15 protein-coding genes are annotated in these 26,300 nt (G+C 71.6%); 6 read left to right on the top strand and 9 right to left on the bottom strand.

All coding sequences use genetic code 11. The features are described 5' to 3' along the window. Window positions 1-231: 231 nt before the first annotated feature. Together ACWDX6_RS08460 and ACWDX6_RS08455 are read right to left on the bottom strand one after the other, a co-directional pair. Complete coding sequence (locus tag ACWDX6_RS08460; protein WP_451484161.1) at window positions 232-1,476, bottom strand: outer membrane protein assembly factor BamB family protein; 1,245 nt, start codon at window positions 1,474-1,476, stop codon at window positions 232-234. Window positions 1,477-1,949: 473 nt separating this feature from the next. Further along, entirely contained in the window at window positions 1,950-2,399 is a 450-nt protein-coding gene (locus tag ACWDX6_RS08455) for a PaaX family transcriptional regulator C-terminal domain-containing protein (RefSeq protein WP_451484160.1), read from the bottom strand. A 399-nt stretch (window positions 2,400-2,798) separates the two neighbouring features. Between ACWDX6_RS08455 and ACWDX6_RS08450 the strand changes: the two genes are divergently transcribed. The 3 genes from ACWDX6_RS08450 to ACWDX6_RS08440 all read left to right on the top strand — a co-directional run bounded on the left by ACWDX6_RS08450 (window position 2,799) and on the right by ACWDX6_RS08440 (window position 7,709). Next, the gene (locus ACWDX6_RS08450) at window positions 2,799-3,980 is read left to right on the top strand and encodes an aldose epimerase family protein (RefSeq protein ID WP_451484159.1); all 1,182 of its coding nucleotides are present in this window, start codon (window positions 2,799-2,801) and stop codon (window positions 3,978-3,980) included. A 178-nt stretch (window positions 3,981-4,158) separates the two neighbouring features. Next, window positions 4,159-6,147 carry a hypothetical protein gene (locus ACWDX6_RS08445; RefSeq protein WP_451484158.1) on the top strand — a complete coding sequence of 663 codons (1,989 nt, stop codon included), beginning with the start codon at window positions 4,159-4,161 and terminating at the stop codon, window positions 6,145-6,147. Next, a complete protein-coding gene (locus ACWDX6_RS08440) occupies window positions 6,144-7,709 on the top strand; it encodes a hypothetical protein (protein ID WP_451484157.1) in 1,566 nt (521 codons plus the stop codon). The genes ACWDX6_RS08445 and ACWDX6_RS08440 overlap by 4 nt, the downstream gene beginning before the upstream one ends. A gap of 50 nt (window positions 7,710-7,759) precedes the next feature. Here ACWDX6_RS08440 and ACWDX6_RS08435 read toward each other — a convergent pair whose 3' ends face one another. Both ACWDX6_RS08435 and ACWDX6_RS08430 read right to left on the bottom strand, forming a co-directional pair. Beyond that, a complete protein-coding gene (locus tag ACWDX6_RS08435) occupies window positions 7,760-10,195 on the bottom strand; it encodes a polysaccharide lyase 8 family protein (protein WP_451484156.1) in 2,436 nt (811 codons plus the stop codon). A 238-nt stretch (window positions 10,196-10,433) separates the two neighbouring features. Next, window positions 10,434-11,996 carry a M28 family peptidase gene (locus ACWDX6_RS08430; RefSeq protein WP_451484155.1) on the bottom strand — a complete coding sequence of 521 codons (1,563 nt, stop codon included), beginning with the start codon at window positions 11,994-11,996 and terminating at the stop codon, window positions 10,434-10,436. Between the two features lie 731 nt (window positions 11,997-12,727). Here ACWDX6_RS08430 and ACWDX6_RS08425 point away from each other — a divergent pair. The 3 genes from ACWDX6_RS08425 (at window position 12,728) to ACWDX6_RS08415 (ending at window position 16,780) form a co-directional block, all read left to right on the top strand. Further along, complete coding sequence (locus tag ACWDX6_RS08425; RefSeq protein ID WP_451484154.1) at window positions 12,728-13,699, top strand: sensor histidine kinase; 972 nt, start codon at window positions 12,728-12,730, stop codon at window positions 13,697-13,699. Further along, complete coding sequence (locus ACWDX6_RS08420; protein ID WP_451484153.1) at window positions 13,686-14,453, top strand: response regulator; 768 nt, start codon at window positions 13,686-13,688, stop codon at window positions 14,451-14,453. The genes ACWDX6_RS08425 and ACWDX6_RS08420 overlap by 14 nt, the downstream gene beginning before the upstream one ends. Before the next feature lie 371 nt (window positions 14,454-14,824). Next, on the top strand, window positions 14,825-16,780 hold the full coding sequence (locus ACWDX6_RS08415; protein WP_451484152.1) for a BTAD domain-containing putative transcriptional regulator: 1,956 nt from the start codon (window positions 14,825-14,827) through the stop codon (window positions 16,778-16,780). Window positions 16,781-16,813: 33 nt separating this feature from the next. Here ACWDX6_RS08415 and ACWDX6_RS08410 read toward each other — a convergent pair whose 3' ends face one another. Genes ACWDX6_RS08410 through ACWDX6_RS08390 form a run of 5 tightly spaced genes read right to left on the bottom strand, consistent with a single transcriptional unit; the run spans window position 16,814 to window position 26,060 of the window. Continuing rightward, window positions 16,814-18,133: an MFS transporter gene (locus ACWDX6_RS08410; RefSeq protein ID WP_451484151.1), complete on the bottom strand. Its 1,320-nt coding sequence runs from the start codon at window positions 18,131-18,133 to the stop codon at window positions 16,814-16,816. Beyond that, entirely contained in the window at window positions 18,130-18,945 is an 816-nt protein-coding gene (locus tag ACWDX6_RS08405; RefSeq protein ID WP_451484150.1) for a thioesterase domain-containing protein, read from the bottom strand. The genes ACWDX6_RS08410 and ACWDX6_RS08405 overlap by 4 nt, the downstream gene beginning before the upstream one ends. Continuing rightward, window positions 18,942-21,380, bottom strand: a complete 2,439-nt coding sequence (locus ACWDX6_RS08400) for a non-ribosomal peptide synthetase (RefSeq protein WP_451484149.1) — start codon at window positions 21,378-21,380, stop codon at window positions 18,942-18,944. The genes ACWDX6_RS08405 and ACWDX6_RS08400 overlap by 4 nt, the downstream gene beginning before the upstream one ends. Beyond that, window positions 21,377-22,888 (bottom strand): serine hydroxymethyltransferase, encoded by a 1,512-nt coding sequence (locus ACWDX6_RS08395; protein ID WP_451484148.1) that lies wholly within the window; start codon window positions 22,886-22,888, stop codon window positions 21,377-21,379. The genes ACWDX6_RS08400 and ACWDX6_RS08395 overlap by 4 nt, the downstream gene beginning before the upstream one ends. After that, window positions 22,881-26,060 carry a non-ribosomal peptide synthetase gene (locus ACWDX6_RS08390; RefSeq protein WP_451484147.1) on the bottom strand — a complete coding sequence of 1,060 codons (3,180 nt, stop codon included), beginning with the start codon at window positions 26,058-26,060 and terminating at the stop codon, window positions 22,881-22,883. Before ACWDX6_RS08390 ends, ACWDX6_RS08395 begins: the two co-directional genes overlap by 8 nt. Between the last annotated feature and the right edge of the window lie 240 nt (window positions 26,061-26,300).

Below are 26,300 nucleotides of genomic sequence, written 5' to 3'. Positions count from 1 at the left end.
ATCGCAAGGCGGAGGAGGGAGCCAACGCGGAGCGTTGGCGACCGACGACAACGCGGCGAGGCGCGGTGCCAGGGCACGCGAGCCCGGCATGATCCGAACGAGAGGCCCTAGGCCCGTTGACCGGACGACCGGCAGGCGCCCGGCGGCCTCGGGCGCACCCGCCGGGGCAAGGGCAGCCGGCGCAGGCCCAGGGCCCGCGCCGGTTCCGGGCCGGCAGGGTCTGAGCGGGTGTCAGACGGGCAGCGCGTGCAGTCTCTTGCCGTGCAGGGCGAACACGCGCTTCCCGTCCGTTGCCACCAGCCACGCGTGATAGTCACCGGTCTTGTCGTTGAACGTCCATCGCACGGCACCGGTCTTCGCGTCGATGGCTATCACGCCACCCCGCTCGTCCAGGTCTGTGGCCGCGTACAGGACATCGCCCGCCTTCACGTACTGCCGCGGTACCGTGAGATTCGCGTCGGCGAGCGCCGTCGACTGCCAGATCTCCTTGCCCGTACGGGGGTCGAGGGCACGCATCGTGCGGTCGCTGTCGACGATGTAGAGCACGTCGTCCAGCACGGCCGGCTCCTTGAAAGCGACGTAGCTCTCGCCGGTCTTCACCGACCACTTCGCCGAGCCGTCGGCCAGGCCGAAAGCCAGAAGATCCGGACCCTGCGGAACGATCACCAGATCCTTGTACACGGCGAAGAAGCCGTAGTTGGTCTTGGTGGTCTTGTGCGTCCACACCTGCTTGCCGGTGGCGGTGTCGCGCACCGTCAGGTTCTTCTTGAAGTCGGTGTACACGAGGTGGCGACCCTCGGCATGGGCGTGGATACCGTTCTGCTCGGTGCCGAAGTCGCGCTGTTCCTTCCACGCCACTCTGCCCGTACTGCTGTTCAGCGCGGCGATCACATTGGTCTTGGACGAGCCGTCGGCCTCCTGGATCTCGGCGACGACGTACACCTGATCGTCGTCCACCGCGATCGGTCTCGGTTGCCGGTAGTCCTTGCCCAGGTGGCTGCGCCAGGTCTGCTTGCCCGAGGCGGGGTCGTAGCCGGCGACGGTGCCGTCGTATGCAGCGCTGGCCAGGTACAGCGTGCCGCTGCCGAGCAGCATCGGTGCCCCGGGGGTCGCGCCGTCCTCCAGCGACCACCGCTCCTTGCCCGACGCCGCGTCCAGTGCGACCAGTGGAGCACCGCTGGCGATCACCACACCGCCCGCGGCCACGAGCTCGTCGTTGTCGCCGTAGGTCTGGGCGGATGTCGTCTTCGTCCACAGCAGCTCAGGAGCCTGGCCGTCCTTACCGGCGCCGCCCCCGGCCGGCTTGTCTCCGCCGGCCGGCCCGGACCCCCCGGAGCCGCCGGCATCGGAGCCGTCCTCACGACAACCGGCCGCACCCGCGGTCAGCACGGCCAGCGTGAGACCGCCGCCGGCCAGTCGTAGTGCACGCCGCCGGGAGAACCTGTCACCCGGCATGCCGTCTCGTCGCATGGTCATGTAGCCGTACCCCCGTGGAGTCGTCAGAGCAGAAAGGTGCATGGTCGGCGCCGCACGGACGTGCGACCCCGAGTTCAGGAACGCTATCCGTCACTCCACGACACAGGGGACGGCCGGGTCCCAACCGCGACAGCTCCGTGAACCAACCGGGACACCACACGGGAACTGCGGCCCCCAGTCGTCGTCAGCGCGCCCTGGTGTCACCCCGGCGTCCGTTCCCGCGCACGTTCGCTGATCCGACGCACCCCACCGCCGCGTTGCCCATCGCATGCTGCCTCTCGGGGCAGCACTTGGCCGGTGGCTGTGGCTCCACTCGGTTGGGGTTGTCCTTGCGGAGGCTGGCGGAGACCAACAAGGACAGCCCGAAGTGCCAGGTGCGGTCGAGCTTCTTCGGCTGTCAGTCGCTTCGATGGGGCTGCCGGCACCCGTTGATCAGCAGGCTGCTGGAGCGGTCACCCCTAGCGTCGGTTCTCTCAAGTCTCCAGTGCGTCGGCGTACAGCGCGAACAGGCGCAGCTCGGGTGTCCTGCCGGTCGTCCGGGTTTCGCGGAGGTGTCTCCAACAGTCGGCTGTCAGGCGGCGGGCGTGGCTGCCCGGCCAGGGGGTGGGCAGGAGTTCGGGCGGCAGCAGGGGGTCGGAGGCCATTGCCGCGGTGAAGTGGGCGGCGAGCTCGATGGCTGTGGTGAGCTGCTCGGCGTCCGACGGCTCGGGGCCTCGGGTGAGCTGGGTGAGGCGGGATTCGGCGAAGGCCGCGAGCCGGTGGTGACGGGCGGCGATCTCGTCCAGTGGCCATAGAGCGACGGCGAGGGCTTGGGGGCCAGTGGTGTTTCCGATCCGCAGGTCGGTGGTGGTGAGACAGATGAGCGGGCTGAAATGTGATGCGCGACAAAAAACGGACCGGGCTTTTCCCGGGTGAGCGGACATGCTCCGAAGAGGCGCCGACCAGTCGCTTCGGGGTCGCGCCCGTGGTCGCTTCACTCCGCAGCCGGGTGCCGTCCGCGCGCACCACAGCGTTTATGACTCGCTGTGAGCGCAGCGCAACACATGTGGGAGCATGGTCAGTTCGGGTTCGCCAGGTGGCTTTGCTGAAAGGGCGGCCACCACTGAACAATTCAGGCCCATAAACCGATCAACTGCCGCACTTTAAATGCGATGAATCGATCCCATCGCGCGTCTGCTCCACAGGGCTGCCAGGTCCCCGCCGACATGGGGCAGCCGTGCGCGAACCGTTGACAGGCCCCGCGCCGCGTCACTACGGTCGCGCCACCATTTCGAACGCGTGACGAAATATCGAACATCAGAGTTTCGAGGAGCCGTGACGACATGAGCATCAGCAGACGTACGGTGATGGCGGCGGGCACCGCAGCCATGGCAGCCGCGGCGGCCGCCGCCGGGAGCGGCCAGGCCGCTGCCGCGAACCACTACGGAGGCGCGGGAAGCGCGGGCGGAAGACCGGTCAGGGAGCGCTTCGGAACCCTGGCCGACGGCACCCGCGTGGACCGCTGGACCGTGGCCGCCGGGGGCACCCGGCTGCGCGTGCTGTCGTACGGCGGGATCGTCCAGTCCCTCGAAGTCCCCGACCGGCACGGGCGGTACGCGAACGTGTCGCTGGGCTTCGAACGGCTCCAGGACTACGTCTCCCACAGCCCGTACTTCGGCGCCCTCATCGGCCGCTACGGCAATCGCATCGCGGGCGGCACCTTCACCCTCGACGGCACCGAGCACCACCTGCCCCGCAACGACGGCCCCAACAGCCTGCACGGCGGGGACAAGGGCTTCGACAAGCGGGTGTGGGACGTCGAACCGTACGCCGAGGGGCCCGACACCGGTCTCACGCTGCGCCACGTCAGCGCGGACGGCGACATGGGATACCCCGGCACGCTGCGGGTCCGCGTCGACTACGTCCTCACACCGCGCGGCGACTTCCGCATCCAGTACGAGGCCACGACCGACCGTGCCACCGTCGTGAACCTGACCAACCACACGTACTTCAACCTGGCGGGGGAGGGCAACGGCGGCATCCTCGACCACACCCTGCGGATCGCCGCGTCCCGCTACACCCCGGTCGACTCCACCCTCATCCCGACCGGCGAACTCGCCAAGGTGGCACACACGCCGTTCGACTTCCGTACCGCCAAGCCCATCGGCCGGGACATCCGCAAAGCCGACCCGCAGATCCTCGCCGGCAACGGCTACGACCACAACTTCGTCCTCGACAAGGGCCTCACCGGCACACCCCGGCACGCCGTCACACTGGCGGAACCGGTCAGCGGCCGCGTCATGAAGATCGCGACCACCGAACCGGGCGTCCAGTTCTACAGCGGCAACTTCCTCGACGGCTCCCTCGCGGGCACATCCGGCCAGGTCTACCGCCAGAGCGACGGGCTCTGCCTGGAGACACAGCACTTCCCCGACTCCCCCAACCACCCCTCCTTCCCCTCGACGGTGCTGCGCCCGGGCCAGACCTACCGCTCGACGACCGTGCACTCCTTCACCGCCCGCTGACGACGACGGCGACCTCCGGGCGACGGCCCTCGACCGGCGGCCGGAGGTCGCGGAGCGGGAACGGAACGCTGTTCGTTCACAACTCTCTGTCCAGCAGGCGTCCGTCGGGTAAGTTCCCTGTGTGCACGACGAGTTGATCTCATGATGCGCGGCTGGCAGGGGAAGGCGGGGGAGCGCCATGGGCGGGAGACTCTACGGTCAGCAGGCCCTGCAGGAGAGCTTCGTCCCCCGGCTGGTGGGGCTGCACCACAAGGACGGGTACCACGTCCCCCTCGCCTACCCCGACGGCGCCCCCGTGGTGCGGATCGTCGGTGGGCGCGGCAGCGGCAAGACCGCCCTGCTGGGCGCCGTCCATGACGCGTACAACGGGCGGGTGCCGCTCGCGCGGGTCGATCTGGAGGCTCCGGGGTTCGGCGAGCCCGGTGTCGCCGACGGCGACACCGACGTCCCCAACGCCTCCCGCATCACCCACCTCCTGTATCTGCTCGCTTACAAACTCGGGCTCGACGTACGCCACTTCGGCAGACCGATGGCCTTCCCACGGCTGTCGCTCGGCCTCCTCGTCGTCACCGCCTGGCGCCCGCTGAACAGCGACGAGACCGATGTGCGGCCGCCCGACCTGCGCCGGGCGGAGGCCGATCTGCGGACCCTCATCACCGCCGACGACCCCGACGTACGCCGCCGCAAGGAGAGCCTCGGCCGCTGGTTCGACGTCGTCACGAGCAACCTCCCGCAGGTCCTGTCCGCCGTGCCCGGCCTCGACGCCATCGCCGGGATCGTCCTCGACACCGCCCGGGCGCAGCTCGTCAAGAGCGAGCCGGACAAGGGCGCGCTCGCCTGGTGGGGCGGCCGGCTGCACCGCTCCCAGGGCTACCAAGGCGACTCCCTGCAGCGGCTCTTCCAGTTCGTCCGTGTCTTCCGCCGGCTCGACGACCGCAGACGCACCGCCGAGGAACATCTCGTCGCCGCCCTCCTCGACGACATCGACGGCAACTACGGCAGACTGCGCCGGCTCGACAGGAAGCCCCGACCGCTGCTGCTCCTCGACAACGCCCACGCCGACATCGGCGGCGACTTCCTCGACCTGCTCGACGCCGGACACGGCGCCCCCGGTAAGGCCCCGACGCGGCCGGCCGTCCTCGCCACCCTGCTCGGCACGGGCCACGGGCACCCGCCCCTGAGCGAGGTCGGCGGCGCCGCCGCACCGCGGGACCGGCCCCTGGTGCTGAGAATCCCCGCCATCGAACCGGCCGACATCTCGGAGATGCTCAGCCCCGTCGACTATCCCGAGCATCTGCCCCGCGTCGTCGCCCGCTACAGCGGCGGCCGCGCGGCGAGCGCCCGCGCCCTGGCGGACGCGGCCGTGCGCCGTGTCGAGGAGGCGGGCACGATACGCGCCGGGGAGCTCCTCGACGCAGCCGCGCCCGCACTCCTCGCCAAACTGCTGCCCGATCCCGTGATGCGCGAGCGCCTGATCCTGCTCTGCGCCGCGGTCGACGCGGGCACCCGGCGCGCACTGTGGACCTTCGCCCACCCCGAGGACCACTCCGAAGAACTCGTCGCCGCCCGCGTCCGCGAAGCCGACGACTACCGCGAACGCTCCTGCCTCGACGGCGACCGCGCCCTCGATCTGCTGCTGCGGCACCGGCTGGCCGCCACCACCAGCCACGAGCGCTGGCGTGACACCCAACTGCGCCTGCGCTCGCTGTGCGACCCGCGCGGTGACACCTATCTGCACCACACACTGGCCCTGGGCCGGGTCGAGGAGGTGGTCAGCGTCCTGCACCACCGGTTCACCGTCGTCCCGCCCCACGCATGGCTGACCACGCTCAACCGGATCTGCGCCGCCCCCCGTCCCCGCGAGGGCTACCAACCCCCGGCCGCGGGCCCCACCCTGTCGTGCGCGGCCTGCGGCAGCGACACCCCCGGCCCCCACCACGACGCCGTCGCCTCCCTGGTGCCCCTGCTGTGGCGGCTGTCCGACCCGCTCACCCTCGCCCCGCGCGAGGACGAGCTGACCACCGTCCGCATCGCGCTGGAGACGCTGTACGGCAACAAGCCGGCACACGCCGCCTACCGCGACGCGTCCACCGCCTGGCCCGCCCGTCTACGGGCCGGAGCACAGGCCCCCGACCTGCCCGTCCTCCCGGAAGGCGCCGTGTCATGACGTCGTTCATCGCAAGACTCCCCGGCGGGCCGATCACCAAGGCGGCCGTGCTGGCCGTCGCCCTGGCCGTGCTCGGCGCCGCCGTGTGGACCGGCATCGTCCTCTTCGGACCGGATCCGGCCTGCGGAAAGGGCATCGAGGAACGCGGCCCCGAAGGCGCCGGGGAATGCACGGGCGTCACCGACGGCAGCTTCGTCTTCGCACCCAACCTCAAGGAGGTCAGCGCCCGGATCAAGGCGGAGAACGACCGGATCGCGAAAGAACCGCACGTCTCCGTCGCCGTGATGCTGCCGATGGCACCCGTCCAGGCCTTCGAACAACGCAAGACGCTCCACGAGGTGCAGGGCGCCTACCTCGCGCAGTACCGCGCCAACCACGAGTCCAACAGCAAGAAGCCGGCGATACGGCTCCTGCTCGCCAACCCCGGCCGCAGCCACGCCCACTGGAAGCCCGTCGCCGAACAGCTCGGCACCATGTCCGAGTCCACGACCGACAACCTCCGGGCCGTGATCGGCTTCGACGTCTCCACCGCCACCACGCAGGCCGCCATCGGCTACCTCACCCGAGAGCGCGGCATTCCCGTCGTCGGCGGTCCCATCACCGCCGACGACTCCGGCAACAGCGCGGCGAGGCCCGACGCCTACCCGGGCCTCGCCCGGGTCGTCCCCACCACCACCGACCAGGCCAAGGCCCTGGCCCACTTCCACAAGGGCATCGACCCCCGGCAGACCCTCGTCGTCGAGGACATCCGCACCGGCGACAACTACGTCGACGCGCTCAAGCGGGCCTTCGCCGAACGGACCCTCGGATCGCCCCGCGCACCCGAGCAGTACCGCGCGCCCGACGAGTTCCACGAGGAAGGCACCACCGCCAACGCCTTCGACCAGATGGTCGACACCATCTGCACCTCCGCCGCCAAGGTCATCTACTTCGCCGGACGGCCCGTCCAGCTGCGCCAGTTCGTCAACGAACTGGGCAACCGGGGATGCACGGAGAAGAAGTACACCGTCATCACCGGCTCCGGCGCCTCCACCCTCTCCTCGGACAAGCTCCTCGACTGGGACGCCTTCCGCAAAGGTGTGACCCTCCAGTACGCCGCCGTCGCCCACCCCGACGCCTGGACCGGCCCCGCGGCGCCCCCCACCGGCGGTTCCGCCGCGGCCTTCCGCACCCTGGCCGCGCTGGCGACCGGCGACGAGGTCGGGAACATCGGCCCGGTGGAGCTCACCGACTCCCGCACCATCACGTTCTACGACGCCGGTCTCACCGCGATCACCGCCATCCGGATGCGCGACGACCACGACCCCGTCATCCCCACCCTCGGCCGCATCCGCGACGCCTGGCTGCGGCTGCACGGCATGGGGAAGGTCGACGGGGCCAGCGGCTGGATCTGCCTGGACAACTACGGCAACCCCTACAACAAGGCGGTCTCCGTGGTGGAACTCGCGCCCGACGCACCCGGCCGCATCCGCTTCGTCGGCCTCGCCTGGCCGACCGGCCGGCCCACCCCCGCGGACTGCACCGCGAGCCGCACGGACACCGGCGCGGCACCGAGCCGCTGAACCGTCGGACAAGCCGATACCGACGGGCGCGGGAGCGGGGGGCCAGGCCGTCAGCCGAGAGCCACCACCGCCCTGTGCGTGGCGGCGAGTGTTCCCGGAGTGATCCGCAGCCGCAGCGCGGAACCCGTGGCCAGCACCTGGACCGTCGGGTCCTTGGACACCACGGCCGGGACGGGCCGGTTCCACGTCAGGTCGATCGTCGCCCCGTCTCGCAGCGGTCCCGAGACGCAGACCGTGGCCGTGGTGCCGGACTCGCGGATCAGCACGCAGGCGGGCGCACTGGCCGTGACGTCGCCGACCGTGCCGCCGAACCAGAAGTTGATGCCGGTGAAGCCCAGCGCGGGGACCCGTACGCCCTGCCGCTCGTTGGCGTTGGCGAGGACGGTGAGCCAGCCCGTGTCGGCGGCGCGGGCGGCCGTCCGCGCCTGGCTCGCGCCCGGCATCAGGACGTAGGAGTACGCGGCCCACGTCGGATCGGTCCCGTGGTCGAACCAGAGGGTGAGGTAGCGGCGGGTGACCGGGTCGGACACGGCGCCCCTGTTGATGTCCGACCAGGCGCCGGTGCGCGCCTGGCGCAGGGCCTTCAACGAGGTGGCGCCGCCCGGGAAGACGTACCCGGCGTGTCCGGCGAGATGCGCCCACCGGGCGCCGGTGAGGGTGCCCGTCCAGCCGAGGGTGGTGGGCTGGGCCATGCCGTCGACGGTGAAGGCGTGGACGCCGCTCTCCCCGAGGTTGCGGTTGTCCACGACCGATTCCACGCCCGTGCCGTCCCGGCCGTGGATTCCGGCGCCCAGGCAGACGACCGCGTCGTCCAGGAAGAACCACGACTTCTTGGCCAGGAGCGTGGAGGACAGCCCCTTGAGGTACTGCCCCACGGCCGCGTACGTGCCGTCGGTCGTCCCGCCGACCCAGCGCACGTCGGGCCGGGCCGCGCCCCAGACGCCGCCCTCGCCGTCGGCGAGCGGCTTGCGGGAGGCGGTGGTGCCGGGCAGCCGGTAGGGGTCGACCGTCGGCCAGAAGTCGTCGCTGTACTGCCCGTTGGCGAAGTCGCCGCCCCACCAGTAGAGCATTCCGGATCCGCTGTGCCAGGCACGCAGGTTCTCGCCGTTGCCGTTCTCGTAGTACGTGATCCGGTTCGACGCCATGGACAGACCGGCCGCCCAGCCGGGGCGACGGTGCACGGCACGGTCCATGCCGGGGAAGAGGCGGTGCCCCGACGGCTCGGGACTCGCCGTGGACGTACCGTCGTCGACGGCCTTGAGGCGGGCGAGCGCGGAGACGCCGAGAGCGGGGCTGGCGAGCAGCGGGCTGTAGTGGTCGCGGGCGATCCAGCCCTTGACCATGCCGTCCCAGCGCGTCTTCTCCGCGGCCGACGCGCTCTGCGAGAGCAGCGCGACACAGGCGATGATCGCGTGGCCGCGCAGATGGTCGCTCTGGCGGATGCCCCGGGTGTCCGACCGCTGCACGCCCCGGCTGATCGCACGTCCCGAGACGGCGTCCATGGCCAGGCCGTTGAAGAGGAACGGCGCGTACGCCTTCTCGACCGAGTCGAACACGATCTGCCGGCCGCTGTCGGTGACCTCCCACGCCGAGCCCTTGAGCAGCGCGAACAGCAGGGAGAGACCGCCGAGCATGACGGCACCGTAGGAGCCCGCGTAGGGGACGTAGGTGTGCTGGATGAAGCTGCCGTCGGTGTAGAGCCCGTCCCCGGACGTGACGTACGGGAAGACCGGCGAGAGCGCGTCGCGGGCGAGGGCCAGCTTCGCCGCCGACCTGCCGATGACGCCGCGCAGCGCGAGCACACGGCACAGGTCGACCCGGTTGGCACCGGTGGAGGTGCCGGTGTAGTTCGCGACCGCGCTGTCCGGCACGAAGTGGTCGATGGCGGCGCAGTGCTCGCTGATACGGGCCGCGCCGAGGAACTCGTACAGGAGGGTGTCGATGTCGAGCAGCGCCTGCGGGATGCCGATCTGCCAGCTGTACCAGTTGCCGTAGCGGGCCCGGCTCGCGTGGTAGGCCTGGTCGTGGAGCTGGTCGAGACCGGCGAGGATCTCGGCGCGCAGCGCCGCGTCACCGGTGAGACCCGTGCCGGGCTGACAGTAGGCCTCGGCGAGGGTGCGCAGGCGGTTGAAGCTGGTGTGGAGATTGCCGGAGTACGTGTACGACTCGGCGTCGGTGTCCGGCTCGGGGTCCGCGTAGGGCAGGTCGGGCCAGAGGGAGCCGTTCGCCGGGGCCATGGAGGAGCGCAGATCGCGGGCGGTCGCGCCGAGCGCGGCGAGTGTGGAGGCGAAGGGTTCGGCGGCCGGGTCGAAGCCGGTGCCGAGAAGGAGGCCGCGCCACGTCAGGCGGAGCGCGTCGTAGGCGTCGGCGGAGTGGGCGGGTGCGGCGAGGACGGGGATCGCGAGCGGTGCGGCGGCGGTGGCGCCCAGGGCCGCGCGCAGCAGGCCGCGTCGGGAGAGCAGGGAGGCGGGGACGGAGGAGTGCATGGCAGAGCTGACCTCCTGGGGAGGAACGCCTGGGGGTGGGCGGTCTGGCGGACAGCATGCCGGGGACAGAAAGCGATTGCTACCCCTGAGAGGGGGAGAAGAACGGCCCATGGGCGGTGAATTCGGAAGGAGACACTCCACCCCGGGAAGCCTTGGCCTGTCCGGCGTGTGCGGCGCTTCCCCGGTGGGCCGGCGCACGGGTGGCGGTCGGGCGCCGGCCCCGGGGGTGCGAGCCGGGTTACTCGGTCGTGTTCGTCCCGCGCTCGGTGCGCGGGCCCCCGCCGGGGCCGTGGCCGCTGTCCGTCCGCGCCGTGGCGGCCGGCTTCCTCAGCGAGCTCAGGTCGTGCGCGTACGTGCCCACCGTGTGGGCGATGACGTCGATGTTGATGTCGAACGCCGTCATGCTGATGTTCTCGACGGTGTCACCGGCCGCGTGGTAGTTCACGTCGAACGCGATCCCCGCCGTACCGCCGAACTTCGCGGCCTCGGCAGGCGACTTGATCGCCTCCGCGCCGCTGAACGTACCGCCGGAGGGGATGCCGGCGTCGACGAACGGGCCGTGGTCGAAGCGGCCGACGAACGGCGTGCCCGCGTGCTGCAGGCTCCGCCGGCCGAGGAACCCGGCGATGTCCCGCTCCAGCGCGGCCGACCCCTCCGGGGCGATCTGGGTGTTGGCACCGTCCGAGTTGTCGCCGTCGAAGACGAACAGGCCGTAGTTGGGCGAGGCGATCATCTCGAAGTTGAGGTAGAGCGTGATCTGCCGCTTCGCGAGCGGTGTGAGGTTCGCGAGGTAGTGGTGGGAGCCGATCAGGCCGCTCTCGGCCGCCGACCACCAGGCGAAGCGCACCTTGTTGCGCGGGCTCTTGTTCTTCGCGGCCAGCTTCAGGGCGACGTCGAGCAGCCCGGCGGAGCCGGAGCCGTTGTCGTTGATGCCCGGCCCCTTCGGCACCGAGTCCAGATGCGCGCCGAGCATCACGGTCGCGGCGGCGTCGCCACCCGGTGTCTCGGCGATGACGTTGGGCGTGGAGCGCCTCTCCTGGAGCTGGCGGAGCTCGAAGGAGAGGTTCACCGGCCCCTCGGCGAGGTCGGCGGCGAGCCTCTCGCCCTCGGCCTTGCTGATCCCGCCGGTGGGGATCCTGGCGGCGGACGGGTCGCCGAGGGTGCCGGAGAGCGGGCCGTAGCCGGCGTCGATGTTGTTGTAGATGAGGGCGCCGATCGCGCCCGCGGCGGCGGCCTGCGCCTGCTTGGCGGCGAAGCTGCAACCGCCCCGCTTGATCAGCGCGATCCTGCCGGTGAAGTCGCCCGCGGCGTAGTCACCGGGCTCGCAGCCGGTGGTGCCGTCGGCGTCGACCGGGACGGCGGCCAGATCGGCCCGGACGCCGCCGACCGGAGTCGACCTGGTGTACGTCAAGGCCCTGATCTCGATGTCGTGCGGTGCGGGCGTGACGGCGGAGAGCTTCTCGGCCAGCGTCTCGGTGTAGACGAAGTCGAACCTCTGGTACGAGACGTCGTAGCCGGCCTTCTTCAGCTGCTGGTACACGTACGCGGCCGAGGATTCGTGGCCCGGCGAGCCGGCGACGCGGTGACCGCCCGCCGAGTCGGCTATCTCCTGGAACTTCCGCAGGTGCCGGTGGGCGTCCCGCGCGGACGCTTCGCGAACGAGCGCCTTCGAGAGCTTGGCGGCGTCCTTGCCCGGCGTGTCCTCGCGGGCCGGGTCGGGCGGGGCGGAGGCCAGCAGGAGCGGGGTCGCGAGTGCGGCGGCGGCGAGGGTGGCCACGGCTCGGCGAGGGGATGCGTGCACAGAAGTCCTTCCCGGTGCGGACAAGTTGAGGGGAAGTTAGCGATCTCAAGGGGGTTCTGTGAACACATTCGCCACAACTCGCATGGCGCGGCGCCGCGTTGGTACCAGCCGCACGGCCACATCGGTCTGATGTGGCCCGGTGGCCGTTGCCTCTTCCACGAGCTGTATGAATCCTCGCGAGCCGGCGTGCCGAAGCCCCTGGATATTCCGACGTGCCTTTACCGGTGCAACGTATGAATTTCATGCGCGTAAGGGCGGGAGCGTGCTTTGTGAAGGGATCGGCGATTCACGGTGAACACCGCGGCCCCGTCGCGGTGTCGGCGGACGCCGGCCCGTCGTTCGGCCGTACTCGGTGATCTTTGGTGTGGACCAGAAGTCGATATGCCGGGCGTTCGTGACCGTCCGGGTTCTTTCGGCGGATTTGTATCGCCGGGCCGCGGTGCCGAGGGGTGCGGATAGCGCAGGCGAGCCACTTGACGTCCTTTAGGCGGTACGGCATGATCATGCCGATCTCCGGCCTTTCTCTCCGTTTTGCACCTTCTGTGTGGGGGGAGAGCCGGCCGCGGGGAGGGGTGGGAGGGGGAGCTGTGTCCGACACGTCGGCGCGGGGAAATCCATCGCAAGATCCTTGTGTCGAGGACGAAAGGCTGGCGGCGGAATTACTGGCCTGTGAGTCCGAGTTGCTCGACATCTATCGGAACAGGCTCGTGGAGCAGCGCAATCCGCTGGGAATGAATGCGGAAGCCTGGGAATCCTGTCGCGACCAGGCCCGCGCCATCCTTTCCGAATGCCGTGACGCGCTGGCGAACGGCGCCGGTACGCCGCGCCATCGGCCTCCCGCCCGGCACACGCCTCCTCCGGACGGCGACCGGATCGCCCGGGGCTCCGTGCCGGTCCACGCCCTGCGCGCGGGGTCCTCGCTGGTCCAGGTCGTGGCCGAGCTCCTGGGGCGATCCGCCGCAGCCCGGCCGTACGGCTCCCTGCGCCCGATAAGGCTGATGGTGATGGTCCAGGAGGCTGTCACCCGCCGCCTGGAGGAGCGCGCGGCCGCGGACGACCTGCGCCTGCTCCAAGCCGTCCGGGACTCCACCGGACGGAGCCGCGAGGCGATGGCACGGGAGATCCACGACCGCGTCGGCAGCGCGGCCGGCCTCGCCCTGCGCCGACTGGAGCTCTACGAACTCACCCGGAACGTCTCGTCGGCGACGGACCCCCGGCTGGACGGCGTGAAGCAGGCGATCCTGGAGACGATGCACTGCACCCGGGGCATCGTGACCGAACTGCGCGGCCGTACGCACTCCGTCGGCTCGCTCAGGGTGGCCCTGTCCGCCTTCGTGACCGCCATGGCGATCGACAGGCCCGTGGTGGAGATCCGGATCGAGGACATCGACGACCCTCTGCCGGACACCGTCGGCGACGACCTCTTCCTCGTCCTGCGTGAAGGCCTGCGCAACGCCCTGGGACACGCCCGCGCCTCCCGCGTGACCGTCGACGTGTGGAGCGAGGGGCAACGATTACGGGCCACCGTCAGCGATGACGGAATCGGTCTGCCTCGGGAGGGCGGGGCCGGCAACGGCATCGCCTCCATGACGGAACGGATCCGGTCGCTGGGCGGCCGGTTGGAGATCACGAGCGCACCCGGGGGCGGCACGACCATCGAGCTCTCGGTGCCGATGGGGGAGGAATGGCATGCGGACGGATGACGAGCCGAGACCCTGGAGACCGGGCGAGCCGATTCGTATCGTCGCGGTCGACGACCACTCGCTGTTGCGCGGCGCGCTCTGCCAGCTGCTCAACGCGGAGGACGACCTGCGCGTCGTGGCCGAGGCCGACACGTCCCGAGGCCTCGGCGACCTGGTGGAGAGCACCGGAGCACACGTCGTCCTGCTCGACGTGGAGATGCCCGACCACCACGCGCCCACCGTGGTCAGCGAGCTGACCACACGCTTCCCCGGCCTGCGAGTGCTGATGCTGTCGATGCACGACGACCGCCCGCTCGTGGACGAACTGCTCGCCCGCGGGGCCCACGGCTATCTGCACAAGAGCGCCCCGCGCGCCTCGTTGCTGTGCGCCCTGCGCGGCGCCATGGCCCCTCACCCACAAGTCATGATCGCCCTGCCGTGCAGCACCTCCCCGGAGAGCGCCTTCCGCGGCGCCGGGCAGTCCCTCTCGCCTCGCGAACGGGAGGTCCTCGCCCATGTCGCCGGTGCGCTGAGCAACCGCCGTATCGCCGGCGAACTGGGCATCACCGAGGGGACGGTGAAGCGGCACCTGCGGAACATCTTCGAGAAGCTCGGCGCCGCCTCCCGTATCGAGGCCGTCAACATGGCCGTGGAGGCCCGGCTCATCGAGCCCGCCAGGAAAGGCCCGTACCCCCGGCTGATCACCGAGACGGCGCTCCGCCCGCGTGGGAGGACGGAACTCGGCCGGGGGATGCGCCACCGCGCGGCCCGGTGACCGGCCGCACGTCACAGGGGGCTGGTACGCCTTTCGGAGTACGCCCGATGCTCCCTGCAGGGCATGGTGCGGCCCCGGTCGCCGGATTACATTCGCCGCCATGCCTCGAGTGACGCCCTGCCAGACGCACCTGCACGGCAACGGGACTCCCGGTGCGTGGTCCGGATGTTCCTCCCGGCGCGCGCCCTGGTGACCGGCCCGGGGCATTGACGCATCGCCGAGACGCCGCCGGCCGCCGCCGGCCGGACGCACCGGCTCTCCATGGACGCACGATACGCGGCGCGACCCGCCGCCTTCGCGACCCCGGGGCCCGAACGGCCACCACCGGGACCCGACATGAGAACACGCGAGCCCGAGGGGTGAACGGGAACATGACCGGCACGGGGGCACCTCTGCGCATCCAGCTCTTGGGACCGATACGTGCCTGGCGGCACGGTGAGGAGGTGGCGCTCGGCTCACCCAAACAGCGTGCTGTCCTCAGCCTGCTCGCCACCAGGGCGGGCGAGGTGGTGAGCGGGGAGACCATCACCAGCGCCCTCTGGGGCAGCGACACCCCGCAGACGGCGGTCAACGGCGTCCACACCTATGTGGCCAGGCTGCGCCGCGCCCTGGAGCCCGGGCGCGGCGCCAGGGCGGCCAGTACGGTCCTCTCCTCCGAACCCGGGGGCTACTGCCTGCGCATGGACCCGGCCGGGGTGGACGCCGCGCTCTTCGTCGAGCGGCACGGCCACGCGCGCAGGTCACGCGACGGCGGCAGTGCGGAAACGACTCTGCGGCTGTACGAGGACGCTCTGGCGCTGTGGCGGGGCGAGGCGTACTCCGGGATCCCGGGGCCCTTCGCCGCCATGGAAGGCATCCGCCTGCGGGACCTGAGACTGACCGCGGTCGAGGAGTGGGCCGCCGTCATGCTCGAGGCCGGCCGGTACGGCGAGGCGGTCGACGCGCTCTCGCGCGCCGTGTCGGAGGAACCGCTGCGCGAGAAGCTCCGCTGGCTGCTGATGCTGGCCCTCTACCACGCCGGGCGACAGGCGCACGCCCTCGCCGTGTACACCGAGACCCGGCGGCTGCTGCGCCGGGAACTGGGCATCGAGCCGGGAACCGAACTCCAGGACCTCCACCGGCGGATCCTCGCCGGGCAACGAGAGCTGCGGCCCATCGGCGGGCACATGGCCCCCCGGCCCCGGCAGGGGCCCGGCTCCGGCGTCCCCAAGCCGGCACAACTCCCCTCCACCGCCTGGGGGTTCACCGGACGCGACCGGGAGCTGAGACAGCTGGAGGGTCTCCTGGCCGACGCCTCCGCACAGCGGAGCACCCCGGTGATCGTGGCCCATGGACCCGCCGGTGTCGGCAAGACGGCCCTCGTACTTGAACTGGCGTACCGGCTCGCGCCCCGCTTCCCCGACGGTCAGCTCTATGTGGACCTGTGCGGCAACGGGCTGCGCGGGCGGCCGCTGAGCGCCTCGGACGCCCTGCTGCACCTGCTCACCAGCCTCGGAGCCGACAGCGCGCGGATACCCCGGGACGTGGCGGGCCGTGCCACGCTCTACCGCAGCCTGATGTACGGCAGACGCATGCTGGTGGTGCTCGACGACGCCCTGAGCGCGGATCAGCTCAGGCCCCTGATCCCGCGCGGCGCGTCGTGCGTCGTGGCCACGAGCCGTCAGCGGTTCGGCGGACTGGCCGCACGGGACGGGGCGCGCATGGTCACCGTCGAACCGCTCCCCGACGAGGAGGCGGCACGCCTGCTCGTCACCCTGTCCGGAGGACGGCTCGCCGCAGACGCCGAGGCCGCCGGGCGACTGGCGGCGCTGTGCGGTGGACTGCCGCTGGCGTTGCGCATCACCGCGGAGGGGCTCACCGCGAACCCGGGCGTCCCGCTGGGAACGCTGGTGGAGCGGTTCGCGGCGGAGAGCGGCCGACTGGACCGCCTCACCGTGGAGGACGACGCCCTGGCCAGCGTCCGCGACGCCTTCGAGACCTCGTACCAGACGTTGTCCGCCGAAGCGGCGCGGATGTTCCGCCTGCTGGGGCTGTGCAAGGACGGGCCGATCACGGTCTCCGTCGCGGCGGCGCTCGCGGACACGGACCGCGACACCGCCCGTCGGCAGCTCGATCTGCTGGTCGCCGGCCATCTCCTGGAGGAGCACGGGCACCGCTACCGCCTCCACGACCTGCTGGGGATCTACGCGGCGGAGTGCGCGAAGCGGGAACCGATGCTGAACCGGAGGGCCGCCCTGGCGCGCCTGGCCGAGGCGAGTCCGGGTGCTCCGCACGAGGGGGCGGCGGCCGAGGACCGGGGCGAGGTCTTCGCGGTCGCCCCGGCGTAGCGCGGTGGCCCCGCCCCCGGACCGCCGGGGATCTCACCGCACGGTCAGCGCACTGTCCTCGGGCCCGGTCGGCATGGCGCGCAGCCTGCCGACGGGGGACAGGAAGATCGGGACCAGCATCGCGGCGGAGACCAGGCCCGCGATCCACAGCGCACCGTGGAGACCCGCCATCACCGCCAGCAGGCCGCCGACCGGCCCTCCCAGCGCGCCGCCGCCGTACAGCAGCATGCGCATCGCGGCCGTCATCCGGCCCATCAGATGCTGCGGAGTGATCGTCTGGCGCAGACTCACGATGAGGACGTTCGAGACGCTGCTGCCGAAGTACTCCAGGAAGAACGAGGCCACGAACAGGCCGATGAGCAGCCAGCGCGGTCCGCCCGCCACGGGTATCAGCAGGGGGCCCAGGAAGATGATCGAGACCGACACCCGATAGGCGGTGCCCACCGACAGCCGGCGCACCACCATGCCGGACACCAGCGCGCCCAGCAGACCTCCGACCGCGGCCGCTCCCATGACGAAGCCGACCGCCGCGGCGGACAGTTCCCTGTCGCGCACGGCGTACAGCAGGAACAGCGTCTGCACCATGGTGAGCAGGAAGTTGCAGGAGCAGCCGACCAGTCCCATCGCGCGCAGCCAGCGGTTGCCGAACACCCAGCGCAGGCCCTCGGCGAGTTCGGCGCGCAGCCGGCGTTGGGTCCGGGGCGCCTCCGGGGCGGGTTCCGGCTTCCTGATGAGGAGCAGCGACAGCACCGACAAGGCGTACGAGAAGGCGTTGGCGGTCATGGCGAAGGGCGCCGAGAAGGCGCTCACCAGCGTGCCGGCCAGCCCCGGTCCGGCGATGTCCGCCGACGACAGCGTGGCGTTGAGCTTGGTGTTCGCCTCCAGCAGGCTGCGCCGGTCCTTCACGAGCACCGGAACGTACGACATCCAGCTGACGTCGAAGAGGACCGACGCCACACCGATGCCGAGCGCCAGGAGGTACAGCGCCGGGAGCGTCAGCAGACCGAAGTGGTGGAGGAGGGGGACCAGGCCGATCAGCACCATCCGGACCAGGTTGGCGCCCAGCATCACCGGCCGCTTGCGCACCCGGTCCACCCATACGCCGAAGAGCAGGGCGAGCCCGAGGAAGGGCACCAGCTGGGCGAAGCGCAGCAGGCCCAGCTCCTCGGCCCCCACCTGGAAGACCAGCACCGCGGTGAGGGGCAGCGCGAGATGGGTGATCTGGGTGCCGTACAGGGAGAGCGCCTCGCCCGCCCAGAACACCATGAAGTCCCTGTTGCGCCAGAGCGGCCTAGGGGGGCCCGCCGCCTGGGCCCCGGCGGCCGGCGCGGTGGGCGTGCCGTGCTCCGTCATGCTGGAGTCGCCTCTCGTAGGGCGTGGTCGACGATGGCGCTGATGGCGCTCAGCCCCGGCCCGTGCCACACGGAATGGTGGTCACCGGGGGCGGTGTGCTCGGTGAGCCGGCTGACATAGGGACGCCAGTCCAGCAGCCTCTCCGTCGACTCCGTGGCCTTGATCAGGATCGCGGGGCCCTGGTGCACCGCGTCAAGGCGGTGCTCTCGCATGGCCCGGACGTGCGTGCGGAACAGGGCGTACCGCTCCAGCAGGAACTCCGCGTCGAACTCCTCGGGCACGGCGCCGTCGCGCTCCACCGCGGCGAAGATCTCGCCGGGCTCCGCCTCCGGCCCCATGCCCGCCAGAGCCTTGTCGACGGCCGGTGCGCGGTCACGGGTCACGCCGAGGAAGTCGTACAGGAAGTAGCGGGCCAGCTGGTCCTCCGGCGGCACCGCCTGCGTCCCGGGCAGCGCCGCGTCGACGATGACGAGCAGCGGCACCTCCTCCCCGGCGGCGGCCAGCAGCCGCGCCATCTCATAGGCGACGACACCGCCCAGCGACCAGCCGAGCAACTGGTAGGGGCCGTGCGGGCGGGCCGCCCGGAGCGAGGCCGTGTGCAGCTCGGCCAGCTCCCGGATCGACGTGGCGGGCTCGGAGACGCCGTCGAAACCGGGCGCCTCGAACCCGAACACGGGGCGCCGGGCGTCCAGTCGGTGCGCCATCGGCGAATAGCAGTACGGCGAGCCGGAGACCGGATGGACGCAGTGCAGCGGGAGCAGGTCGCCCCCCGCCCGGAGGGGGACGAGACTGTCGACGGAGGGTTCGATCACGGTGCCGGTGCTCCCTTCGATGTCGATGTCGATGTCGATGCCGGTGCGGGCTGCGCGAGCCGCTGGTCGATGACGGAGGCGATGTCGCCGACGGTGCTCCCGCCGTACAGGAGCCGTACGTTCACCCTGACGCCGAAGTGCTTGTTCAGCCGGGTGACGGCGCGCATCGCCTGCAAGGAGTTGCCGCCGACCGTGAAGAAGCCGCTGTCCGCGCCGATCCCGGGCACCCCGAGCACGGCCGCGAAGATCTCGGCCACCTTCCGCTCGGTCGCCGTGGCCGGTGCGACCCGGCTCCCCATGGGCCCGCCGGTGTCGTCGGGCGGTGCCGGCAGCGCCTTGCGGTCGACCTTGCCGTTGGGCGTCAGGGGCAGCTCCTCCAGGACGACGACGGTGCCCGGCACCATGAAACCGGGGAGGGACCGGGCAGCGTGCTCGCCGAGCGCCCCCGGCTCCACGGTCCGGCCCGCCTCGGCGACGACGTAGGCGACCAGCCGCCGGTCGCCCGTCCCGTCGGGGTGGGCGGTGACGACCGCCTCCCGGACGGTGTCGTGGGAGCGCAGTACGGCCTCGATCTCGCCCAGCTCGATCCGCAGACCGTGCAGTTTGACCTGGAAGTCCGCCCTGCCCAGCAACTCGATCAGCCCGTCGGGCCCGTAGCGGGCCACATCGCCCGTCCGGTAGAGCCGCTCGCCCGACACCTCGCCGCAGGACCACTCGAGGAACCGCTCCGCCGTCTGCTCCGGCCGGCCCAGATACTCCCGGGCCAGCCCGATCCCCGCCAGGAACAACTCGCCGGGAACACCCGGCGGCACCGGCTGGAGGAGTTCGTCCAGGATGTAGGTGCGCTGATTGGCCATGGGGCGCCCGTACGGGATGCTCGTCCAGCGGGAGTCGGTCTTCACCACCTCGTAGAGGGTGGAGTGGATGGACGACTCGGTGGCCCCGCCGAGGGCGACGAAGCGCAGGGCGGGGGCGATCGCCCGGGCCCGGTCGGGGAGCGACACGGGGATCCAGTCGCCGCCGAGCAGGGCCAGGCGCAGGTCGCCGAGCGGCCCCGCACCCGTGCTGTCCAGGTGGTCCACGACCATGTCGAGCAGGGCGGGAGCCGAGTTCCAGACGGTGACCCGGTGGGCGGCCAGCAGCTCCGCCCAGTGCTCGGGGTCCTTGGCCCGCTCCGGCTCCGGCAGGACCACGGTGCCGCCCGCGGCCGTCAGCCCGAGGAACTCGTACACGGACATGTCGAAGCTCGGCGACGACAGGGCGAGGACCCGGTCGCCGGCGCCCACCCCGAAGCGGGTGTTGAGATCCGCGATGTTGTTCATCACCCCGCGGTGGCGCAGGGCGATCGGCTTGGGCGCGCCGGTGGAGCCCGAGGTGTGGATGATGTACGCGAGGTCGTCCGGTGTGGCGCCGCCCCGGGGCCGGTGGGCCGGGCGCCCGGCGAGGAGCGCCTCGTCCCGGTCGAGGAGCACCACCGGAGTGCCCGGTCCGGCGTCCGGGAGGCTCGCGGCCGGACCGCTCCGGCTGACCACCACCGCGCAGTCGGTGCCGGTCACCATCGTGGCGAGGCGCCGGCGCGGGTAGTCCGGGTCGAGCGGCACGTACGCGCCGCCCGCCTTGAGCACCCCGAGGATGGCGACCAGCAGTTCGGCGGACCGGTCCAGGCAGATGCCGACCCGTCGGTCGGGGCCGACGCCCAGCTCCCGCAGATGGTGGGCGAGACGGTTCGCCGCCTCGTCGACCTCGCGGTACGTCCGCGTCCCGGCACCGCCCACCAGGGCGACGGCGTCGGGCGACTCGTCGGCGCGGGCCTCGAACGCGGTGTGCAGGCACACCCCGTGCGGAAGATCCGCCTCGGTGTCGTTCCACTCGACGAGCATCCGGTGGAGTTCGCCCTCCGGGAGCAGGCGCAGCCGCGACACCGGCCTGTCCGGGTGGGCCAGCCCGTCCTCGAGCAGCGTGCGGTAGCCGGCGAGGAGACGGTCCATGGTGGCCTGGTCGAAGAGTTCGGGGGCGTACCGCAGCTCCGCCGGCGGAAGGCCGTCGTCGTCCTCGCCCGGCGGACGCAGCACCAGCTCGAACTCGTCCTGTCGCGTCGGCCCCGCGACCGGCTCCCGCCCGGCGCCCGTGTCACCGGAGCGGGCCAGCTCGGCCAGGGTCGCCTCCCCCGTGACGGTCCGGTCCAGCCGGACGGCACCCCGCGCGGGAGTCCGTACGGCGAAGCCGAAAGCGGACTGTCCGCTCCAGCGGTGGAGGAGCGCGGTGAATCCGGCCAGCAGCATCTCCTCCGTGGCGGTCCCGGCCGAGGGACCGAGCCGTACGCGGACGCGGGCGGTACGGTCCGGAGTGGTTCCGGGCCGTCGGGGCCGGTCGGCCGGCAGCAGTGCGGGCGGCGCCGGTACGGGCGGCCTCAGGGGGGCGGTGTTCCGGCTCAAGACCTCTCTCCCGGCTCGCGGTCGGAGCCTTCGACGCCGCCGATGGCGGCTCCGAAGGGCAGGGGGTGGGTGCGGCACAGGGCGGCGACCTGGGCCGCGACACGGTCGCGGACCTCGGGGTCGGTGCGGAACTCGGTGTCGCCGAGCACGGTGGTGGCGGCGAGCACCTCGTCGAGCAGACCGGCGCAGACCCGCATCTCGTCGGGCCCCATGCCCCGTTGCGCCGCCACGTTGGTGCCCAGTCGCAGACCGCCGGCGACGAGAGGGGGCTTGGTGTCCTTGGGGATGCGGTTGCGGTTGGTGAGGATGCCGCACTCCTCCAGGGCGCGCTCGGCGACCACACCGGTGATGCCGCGGTCGAGCATGTCGAGCAGCACCATGTGGTTGTCCGTGCCACCGGTCAGGACCCGGTGACCGAGCCCGGCCAGGGCGTCGGCGAGCGCCGCGGCGTCGTCGACGACCAGCCGCATGGTCGCCTTGAACGCCGGTTCCGCCACCAGCTTGAGCGCGTGGGCCTTGGCCGCGATCGACGCCGGGTTCGGCGTTCCCTGCGACTGGGGGAAGACCGCGCGCTGCATCAGCCGGGCGAGCGGTGTGCCGCGGCTGTCCGGGCCGGGCGTCCGGTGCTCCCGGCCGATGAGGATCAAGCCTCCACGCGGCCCGCCGAGCTGCTTGTAGGTGCTGGTGGTCGTCACATGGGCCAGGTCGATGGGGCTGGGGTGTTCCCCCGTGGCCACCAGACCGGCGATGTGCGAGATGTCGGCCACCAGGTAGGCCCCGACCGAGTCCGCGATCGCCCGGAACCGGGCGAAGTCCAGCGTCCGCGGGTAGGCGCTGGCTCCCGCGATGAGCACCGTGGGGCGATGGGCCCGGGCCAGCTCGTCCACCTGGTCGTAGTCGATGAACCCTTCGTCGTCGAGGCCGTAGTGGACCGCCTTGTAGTGGCGACCGGTCACGGAGGCGGCGGAGCCATGGGTGAGATGGCCGCCGGAGTCCAGGTCGAGGGCGAGCAGGACGCCGCCCGGGGGCAGCAGCGCGGCCAGTACGGCCTGGTTGGCCGAGGAGCAGGAGTGCGGCTGCACATTGGCGTAGCGGGCGCCGAAGGCGTCTCTGGCCCGTTCGACGGCCAGCCGCTCCGCCACGTCGAACCGCGCGGCGCCGGGGTGGTAGCGGGCCCCCGGATAGCCCTCGGCCGTCACGTTCGACAGGGCGGCGCCGCCGGCCGCCAGGACGGCCGGGCTCGCGACGCTGGCGGACGCCACCATGGCCAGGGTGCCGGCCTGCTCCTCCACCTCGCGGTCGAGGACCCGGGCCAGTTCGGGATCGGTCCGGCTCAGCAGGGTCGCTCCGCGGCGCAGGAGCAGAGCCTGTGCGGAGTCGAAGCCTGAGCCGGAGTCGAAGCAGGGAACGGAGTCGGAGGGGGAGCCGGTGGCGGGCCGGGTCCCGGAGCGGGAGCCGCTCGGCCCGGTGTGCGGGGACGGGATGGGTACCCGTGGGGCATCAAGCACGGTTGCCCGACGCCTCCTTCGACGCCAGCAGCGCGTCGATGGCCGTGGCGACCGTGGCGACCGTGGCACCGCCGTACAGCAGCCGGACGTTGACCTTGACACCGAAGTGCTTGTTGAGCCGGCTCACCACCCGCATCGCCTGAAGCGAATTGCCGCCCAGCTCGAAGAAGTTGCCGTCGGCGCTGACGTGCGGCACGGACAGGACGGCGCCGAAGACCTCGGCCACCTTCTCCTCGGTCGCGGTCACCGGGGCGACGAAGCTCGCCGTCCCGTCACCCGTACCCGACACCGGGGCGGGGAGCTTGGCACGGTCGATCTTGCGCGCCGCCGTCAGCGGGAACTCCGACAGCTCCACCCAGGCCGTCGGCACCATGTACTCGGGCATCGTGCGGCCCAGGTGCTCGCGCAGCTCGGCCACGGTCGGCGAGGTGTCGCCCAGAACGGTGTAGTACGCCACCAGCTGCTTCTCGCCGTAGTCCTCGCGCAGCAGCACCAGAGCCATGCGGACCTTCGGGTGCGTGAGCAGCCCCGACTCGATCTCACCGAGCTCGATCCGCAGTCCGCGCAGCTTCACCTGGTTGTCGAGCCGCCCGATGAAGTCGATCTGCAGATCGCGGGTCCAGCGCACCAGGTCCCCGGTGCGGTAGACCCGGCCCTCACCCAGGAACGGGTCGGGGACGAACTTCTCGTCCGTCAGCTCCGGCAGGTTGAGATAGCCGCGGGCCAGACCCTCGTCACCGCCGATCAGCAACTCGCCGGGGACACCGACCGGCACGAGGTTGAACTGCTTGTCGACCACGTAGTGCAGGCGGCTGAACTCGGGCCTGCCGATGGGCGGCGAGGACAGCCATTCCTTCTGCTCGCACAGGTACTCGGTGGTCGCGATCGACGCCTCGGTGGGGCCGTAGAGGTTGAGGAACATACGACCCGGCAGGTTCCACTTGTTGACCAGCTCGGCCGGCAGCGCCTCCGCACCGCCCATGATGTACTTCAGATCCGGGTACGGCCCCGCCTCCACCACGGACAGGATCGCGGGGGACAGACCGGCGTAGGTGACCCGCTGGTCGCGGATCAGGGCACCGAGGGCCTCGGGCGACGAGGCGTCCTCCGGCGCCACCAGCACCATGGCCGAGCCGCTGATCAGCCCGGCGAAGATCTCGCCCTGGGACATGTCGAAGGTCAGCGCGGGCAGCTGGAGCAGCCGGTCCTCGCTGGTCCACTCGCCGAAGCTGCGCCGATACGCCTCGACGAACATGCGCAGGCCCCGCTGCTCGATCATCACGCCCTTGGGGCGCCCGGTCGACCCCGAGGTGTAGAGGACGTAGACCAGGGACTCCGGCCGCGCCCACTCCTCCAGCGGCTCGTCGTCCGGCTGCGCCTCGATGAGCTCCCAGTCGGCGTCGATGCGGACGCTCTCCCACCCGCACGACTCCGGCAGGTCGCCCAGCGCGGCCTCCCGGGTGACCACCAGCGGGCTCCTGGTGTCCCGGAGCATATGGTCCAGCCGGGCATTGGGGTGCGAGGGGTCGATGATCGTGTAGGCGGCGCCGGACACCATGACGCCCAGGATCGCCACGAGGGTGTCCAGGTCGCGGTCCATCGCGATGGTCACGACCTCTTCCTGCCGGACTCCACGGGAGCGGATGTACCGGGCGAGCTTGCCGGCCCGGCGCATCAGCTCGCCGTACGTCATCTCCACTCCGCGGCAGACCGCCGCGACCAGCTCCGGGTTGTCCCGGGCGATCCGCGCGATCGTCGCGTGCACCGGCTCCGTCGGGTAGTCGAAGTCCTCCCCGCGGCCCACGTCGAGCAGCTCGCGGCGCTCCTCCTCCGACAGCAGCGGCAGCGCGGAGACCGGGGTGTCCGGGGCGTCCGCCGCGGCGGCGAGCACGTTCCGGAAGTGCCCGACCATGGCCTCGACGCGCCAGCGGTCGTACAGGTCGGTCGCGAACTCGACGATCAGACGCAGCCGGTCGGCCCCCTCCACGAAGCTGAAGGACAGGTCGAACCGGGAGCGGGAGGTGGCCAGCGTGATCGACTCGGAGGTCAGCCCCGGCAGCTCCAGCGCGTCTCCGGTGCTCGACTCACCGAGCAGCTGGCAGGCGATCTGGAACAGCGGGTTGCGCCCCGCGTCGCGTGTCGTCTGCACCCGGTCCACGACGTGGTCGAACGGCACGTCCTGGTTGTCGTACATGTCGAGGTTCGCGTCGGCGATGCGCTCCAGGAGTTCGGTGAAGGTGACACCGCCGGACAGGTCGCAGCGCAGCACGGTCATGTTGATGAACAGACCGACGACGTCTTCGAGGTCGGGGTCGGTGCGGCCGAGCATGGGGACCCCGAGCGCGATGTCTTCCTGGCCGCTGTAGCGGCTCAGTACGACGTTGAGCGCCGCGGCGACCACCATGTAGAGGGAAGCGCCCTGCTCATGGGCGAGGGTGCGGGCCTTCGCGAGTAGTTCGGCCGGGAAGTCGACCACGAACGTCTCGCCGTTCTGCGTGGGCTCCGCCGGCCGGAGCCGGTCGGCGGGCAGTTCGAGCGCCTCGAGACCGGCCAGGCGCTCCTCCCAGAACTTCAGCTCCTCCTCCCAGACACCGTCGGCCCGCTGCTTGCGCTGCCGCTTGATGTGGTCGGCGTAGCCGACGGTCAGCTCCGGCAGCGAGGGTGTCCGGCCGGCGGCCAGATCCGTGTAGCCCTGGGAGATCTCACGGCTGATGACACCGCCGGACCAGCCGTCGGTGACGATGTGGTGGAAGCTCATGCCGAGCACGTGGTCGTCGGCGGCCATCCGGAACAGCTGGTACCGGAAGACCGGTCCCGAGGCCAGGTCGAACGGGGTGTCCACCTCGGTCCGCAGCGCCTGGCGCAGCGCGCTCTCGGCGTCCTCGGGCGACAGGCCGGACAGGTCCCGGACGGGCAGGGGACGGTCCTCCGCCGGTGAGACGACCTGGTAGGGGACGCCGTCCGCCGAGTGGAAGGTCACCCGCAGCTGCTCGTGGCGCTTCGCCAGCAGGTTGAGCGCGCCCTCCAGGGCGGAGGTGTCGAGCGGGCCGCGCAGTCGGTAGGCGAGGGGGACGTTGTAGGTGGTCTCCCCGGGACTCATCTGGTCCAGGAACCACAACTGTTCCTGCCCGAAGGACAGTTGGATGCGCGAATCGGCGGTGTGCATGCTCATCGTCACAGGACTCCATTCGGCTGTTCGGGTGGGTGCCGGGCGGGCGCGGAGCAGCCCGGCCGGACACACGTGGGCGGCGGGAAGCCGGCCCCACGGCAGCGGCGAGCAGGGGGCGAGAAGAGAGACGGGGAGGAGAGCCGGTGCCTCGGCGGACCGGGCGTCCCCCTAGGGGAGGGGGGGACGGCTGCCCCCCGGGGCGGCGCGGCGGGACAGCAGCCCCAGGGGGAGAGACCGGGACGG

It is taken from the genome of Streptomyces sp. NPDC003027 (assembly GCF_053591435.1).
This window is presented reverse-complemented; position numbering and strand designations above follow the sequence as displayed.

Coding starts and splice junctions, on each gene's coding strand:
- ACWDX6_RS08450 (WP_451484159.1), top strand. CDS start 2,799: ATGAGCATCAGCAGACGTACGGTGATGGCGGCGGGCACCGCAGCCATG.
- ACWDX6_RS08440 (WP_451484157.1), top strand. CDS start 6,144: ATGACGTCGTTCATCGCAAGACTCCCCGGCGGGCCGATCACCAAGGCG.
- ACWDX6_RS08410 (WP_451484151.1), bottom strand. CDS start 18,133: ATGACGGAGCACGGCACGCCCACCGCGCCGGCCGCCGGGGCCCAGGCG.
- ACWDX6_RS08390 (WP_451484147.1), bottom strand. CDS start 26,060: ATGAGCATGCACACCGCCGATTCGCGCATCCAACTGTCCTTCGGGCAG.
- ACWDX6_RS08460 (WP_451484161.1), bottom strand. CDS start 1,476: ATGACCATGCGACGAGACGGCATGCCGGGTGACAGGTTCTCCCGGCGG.
- ACWDX6_RS08445 (WP_451484158.1), top strand. CDS start 4,159: ATGGGCGGGAGACTCTACGGTCAGCAGGCCCTGCAGGAGAGCTTCGTC.
- ACWDX6_RS08420 (WP_451484153.1), top strand. CDS start 13,686: ATGCGGACGGATGACGAGCCGAGACCCTGGAGACCGGGCGAGCCGATT.
- ACWDX6_RS08415 (WP_451484152.1), top strand. CDS start 14,825: ATGACCGGCACGGGGGCACCTCTGCGCATCCAGCTCTTGGGACCGATA.
- ACWDX6_RS08435 (WP_451484156.1), bottom strand. CDS start 10,195: ATGCACTCCTCCGTCCCCGCCTCCCTGCTCTCCCGACGCGGCCTGCTG.
- ACWDX6_RS08425 (WP_451484154.1), top strand. CDS start 12,728: ATGAATGCGGAAGCCTGGGAATCCTGTCGCGACCAGGCCCGCGCCATC.
- ACWDX6_RS08455 (WP_451484160.1), bottom strand. CDS start 2,399: ATGTCCGCTCACCCGGGAAAAGCCCGGTCCGTTTTTTGTCGCGCATCA.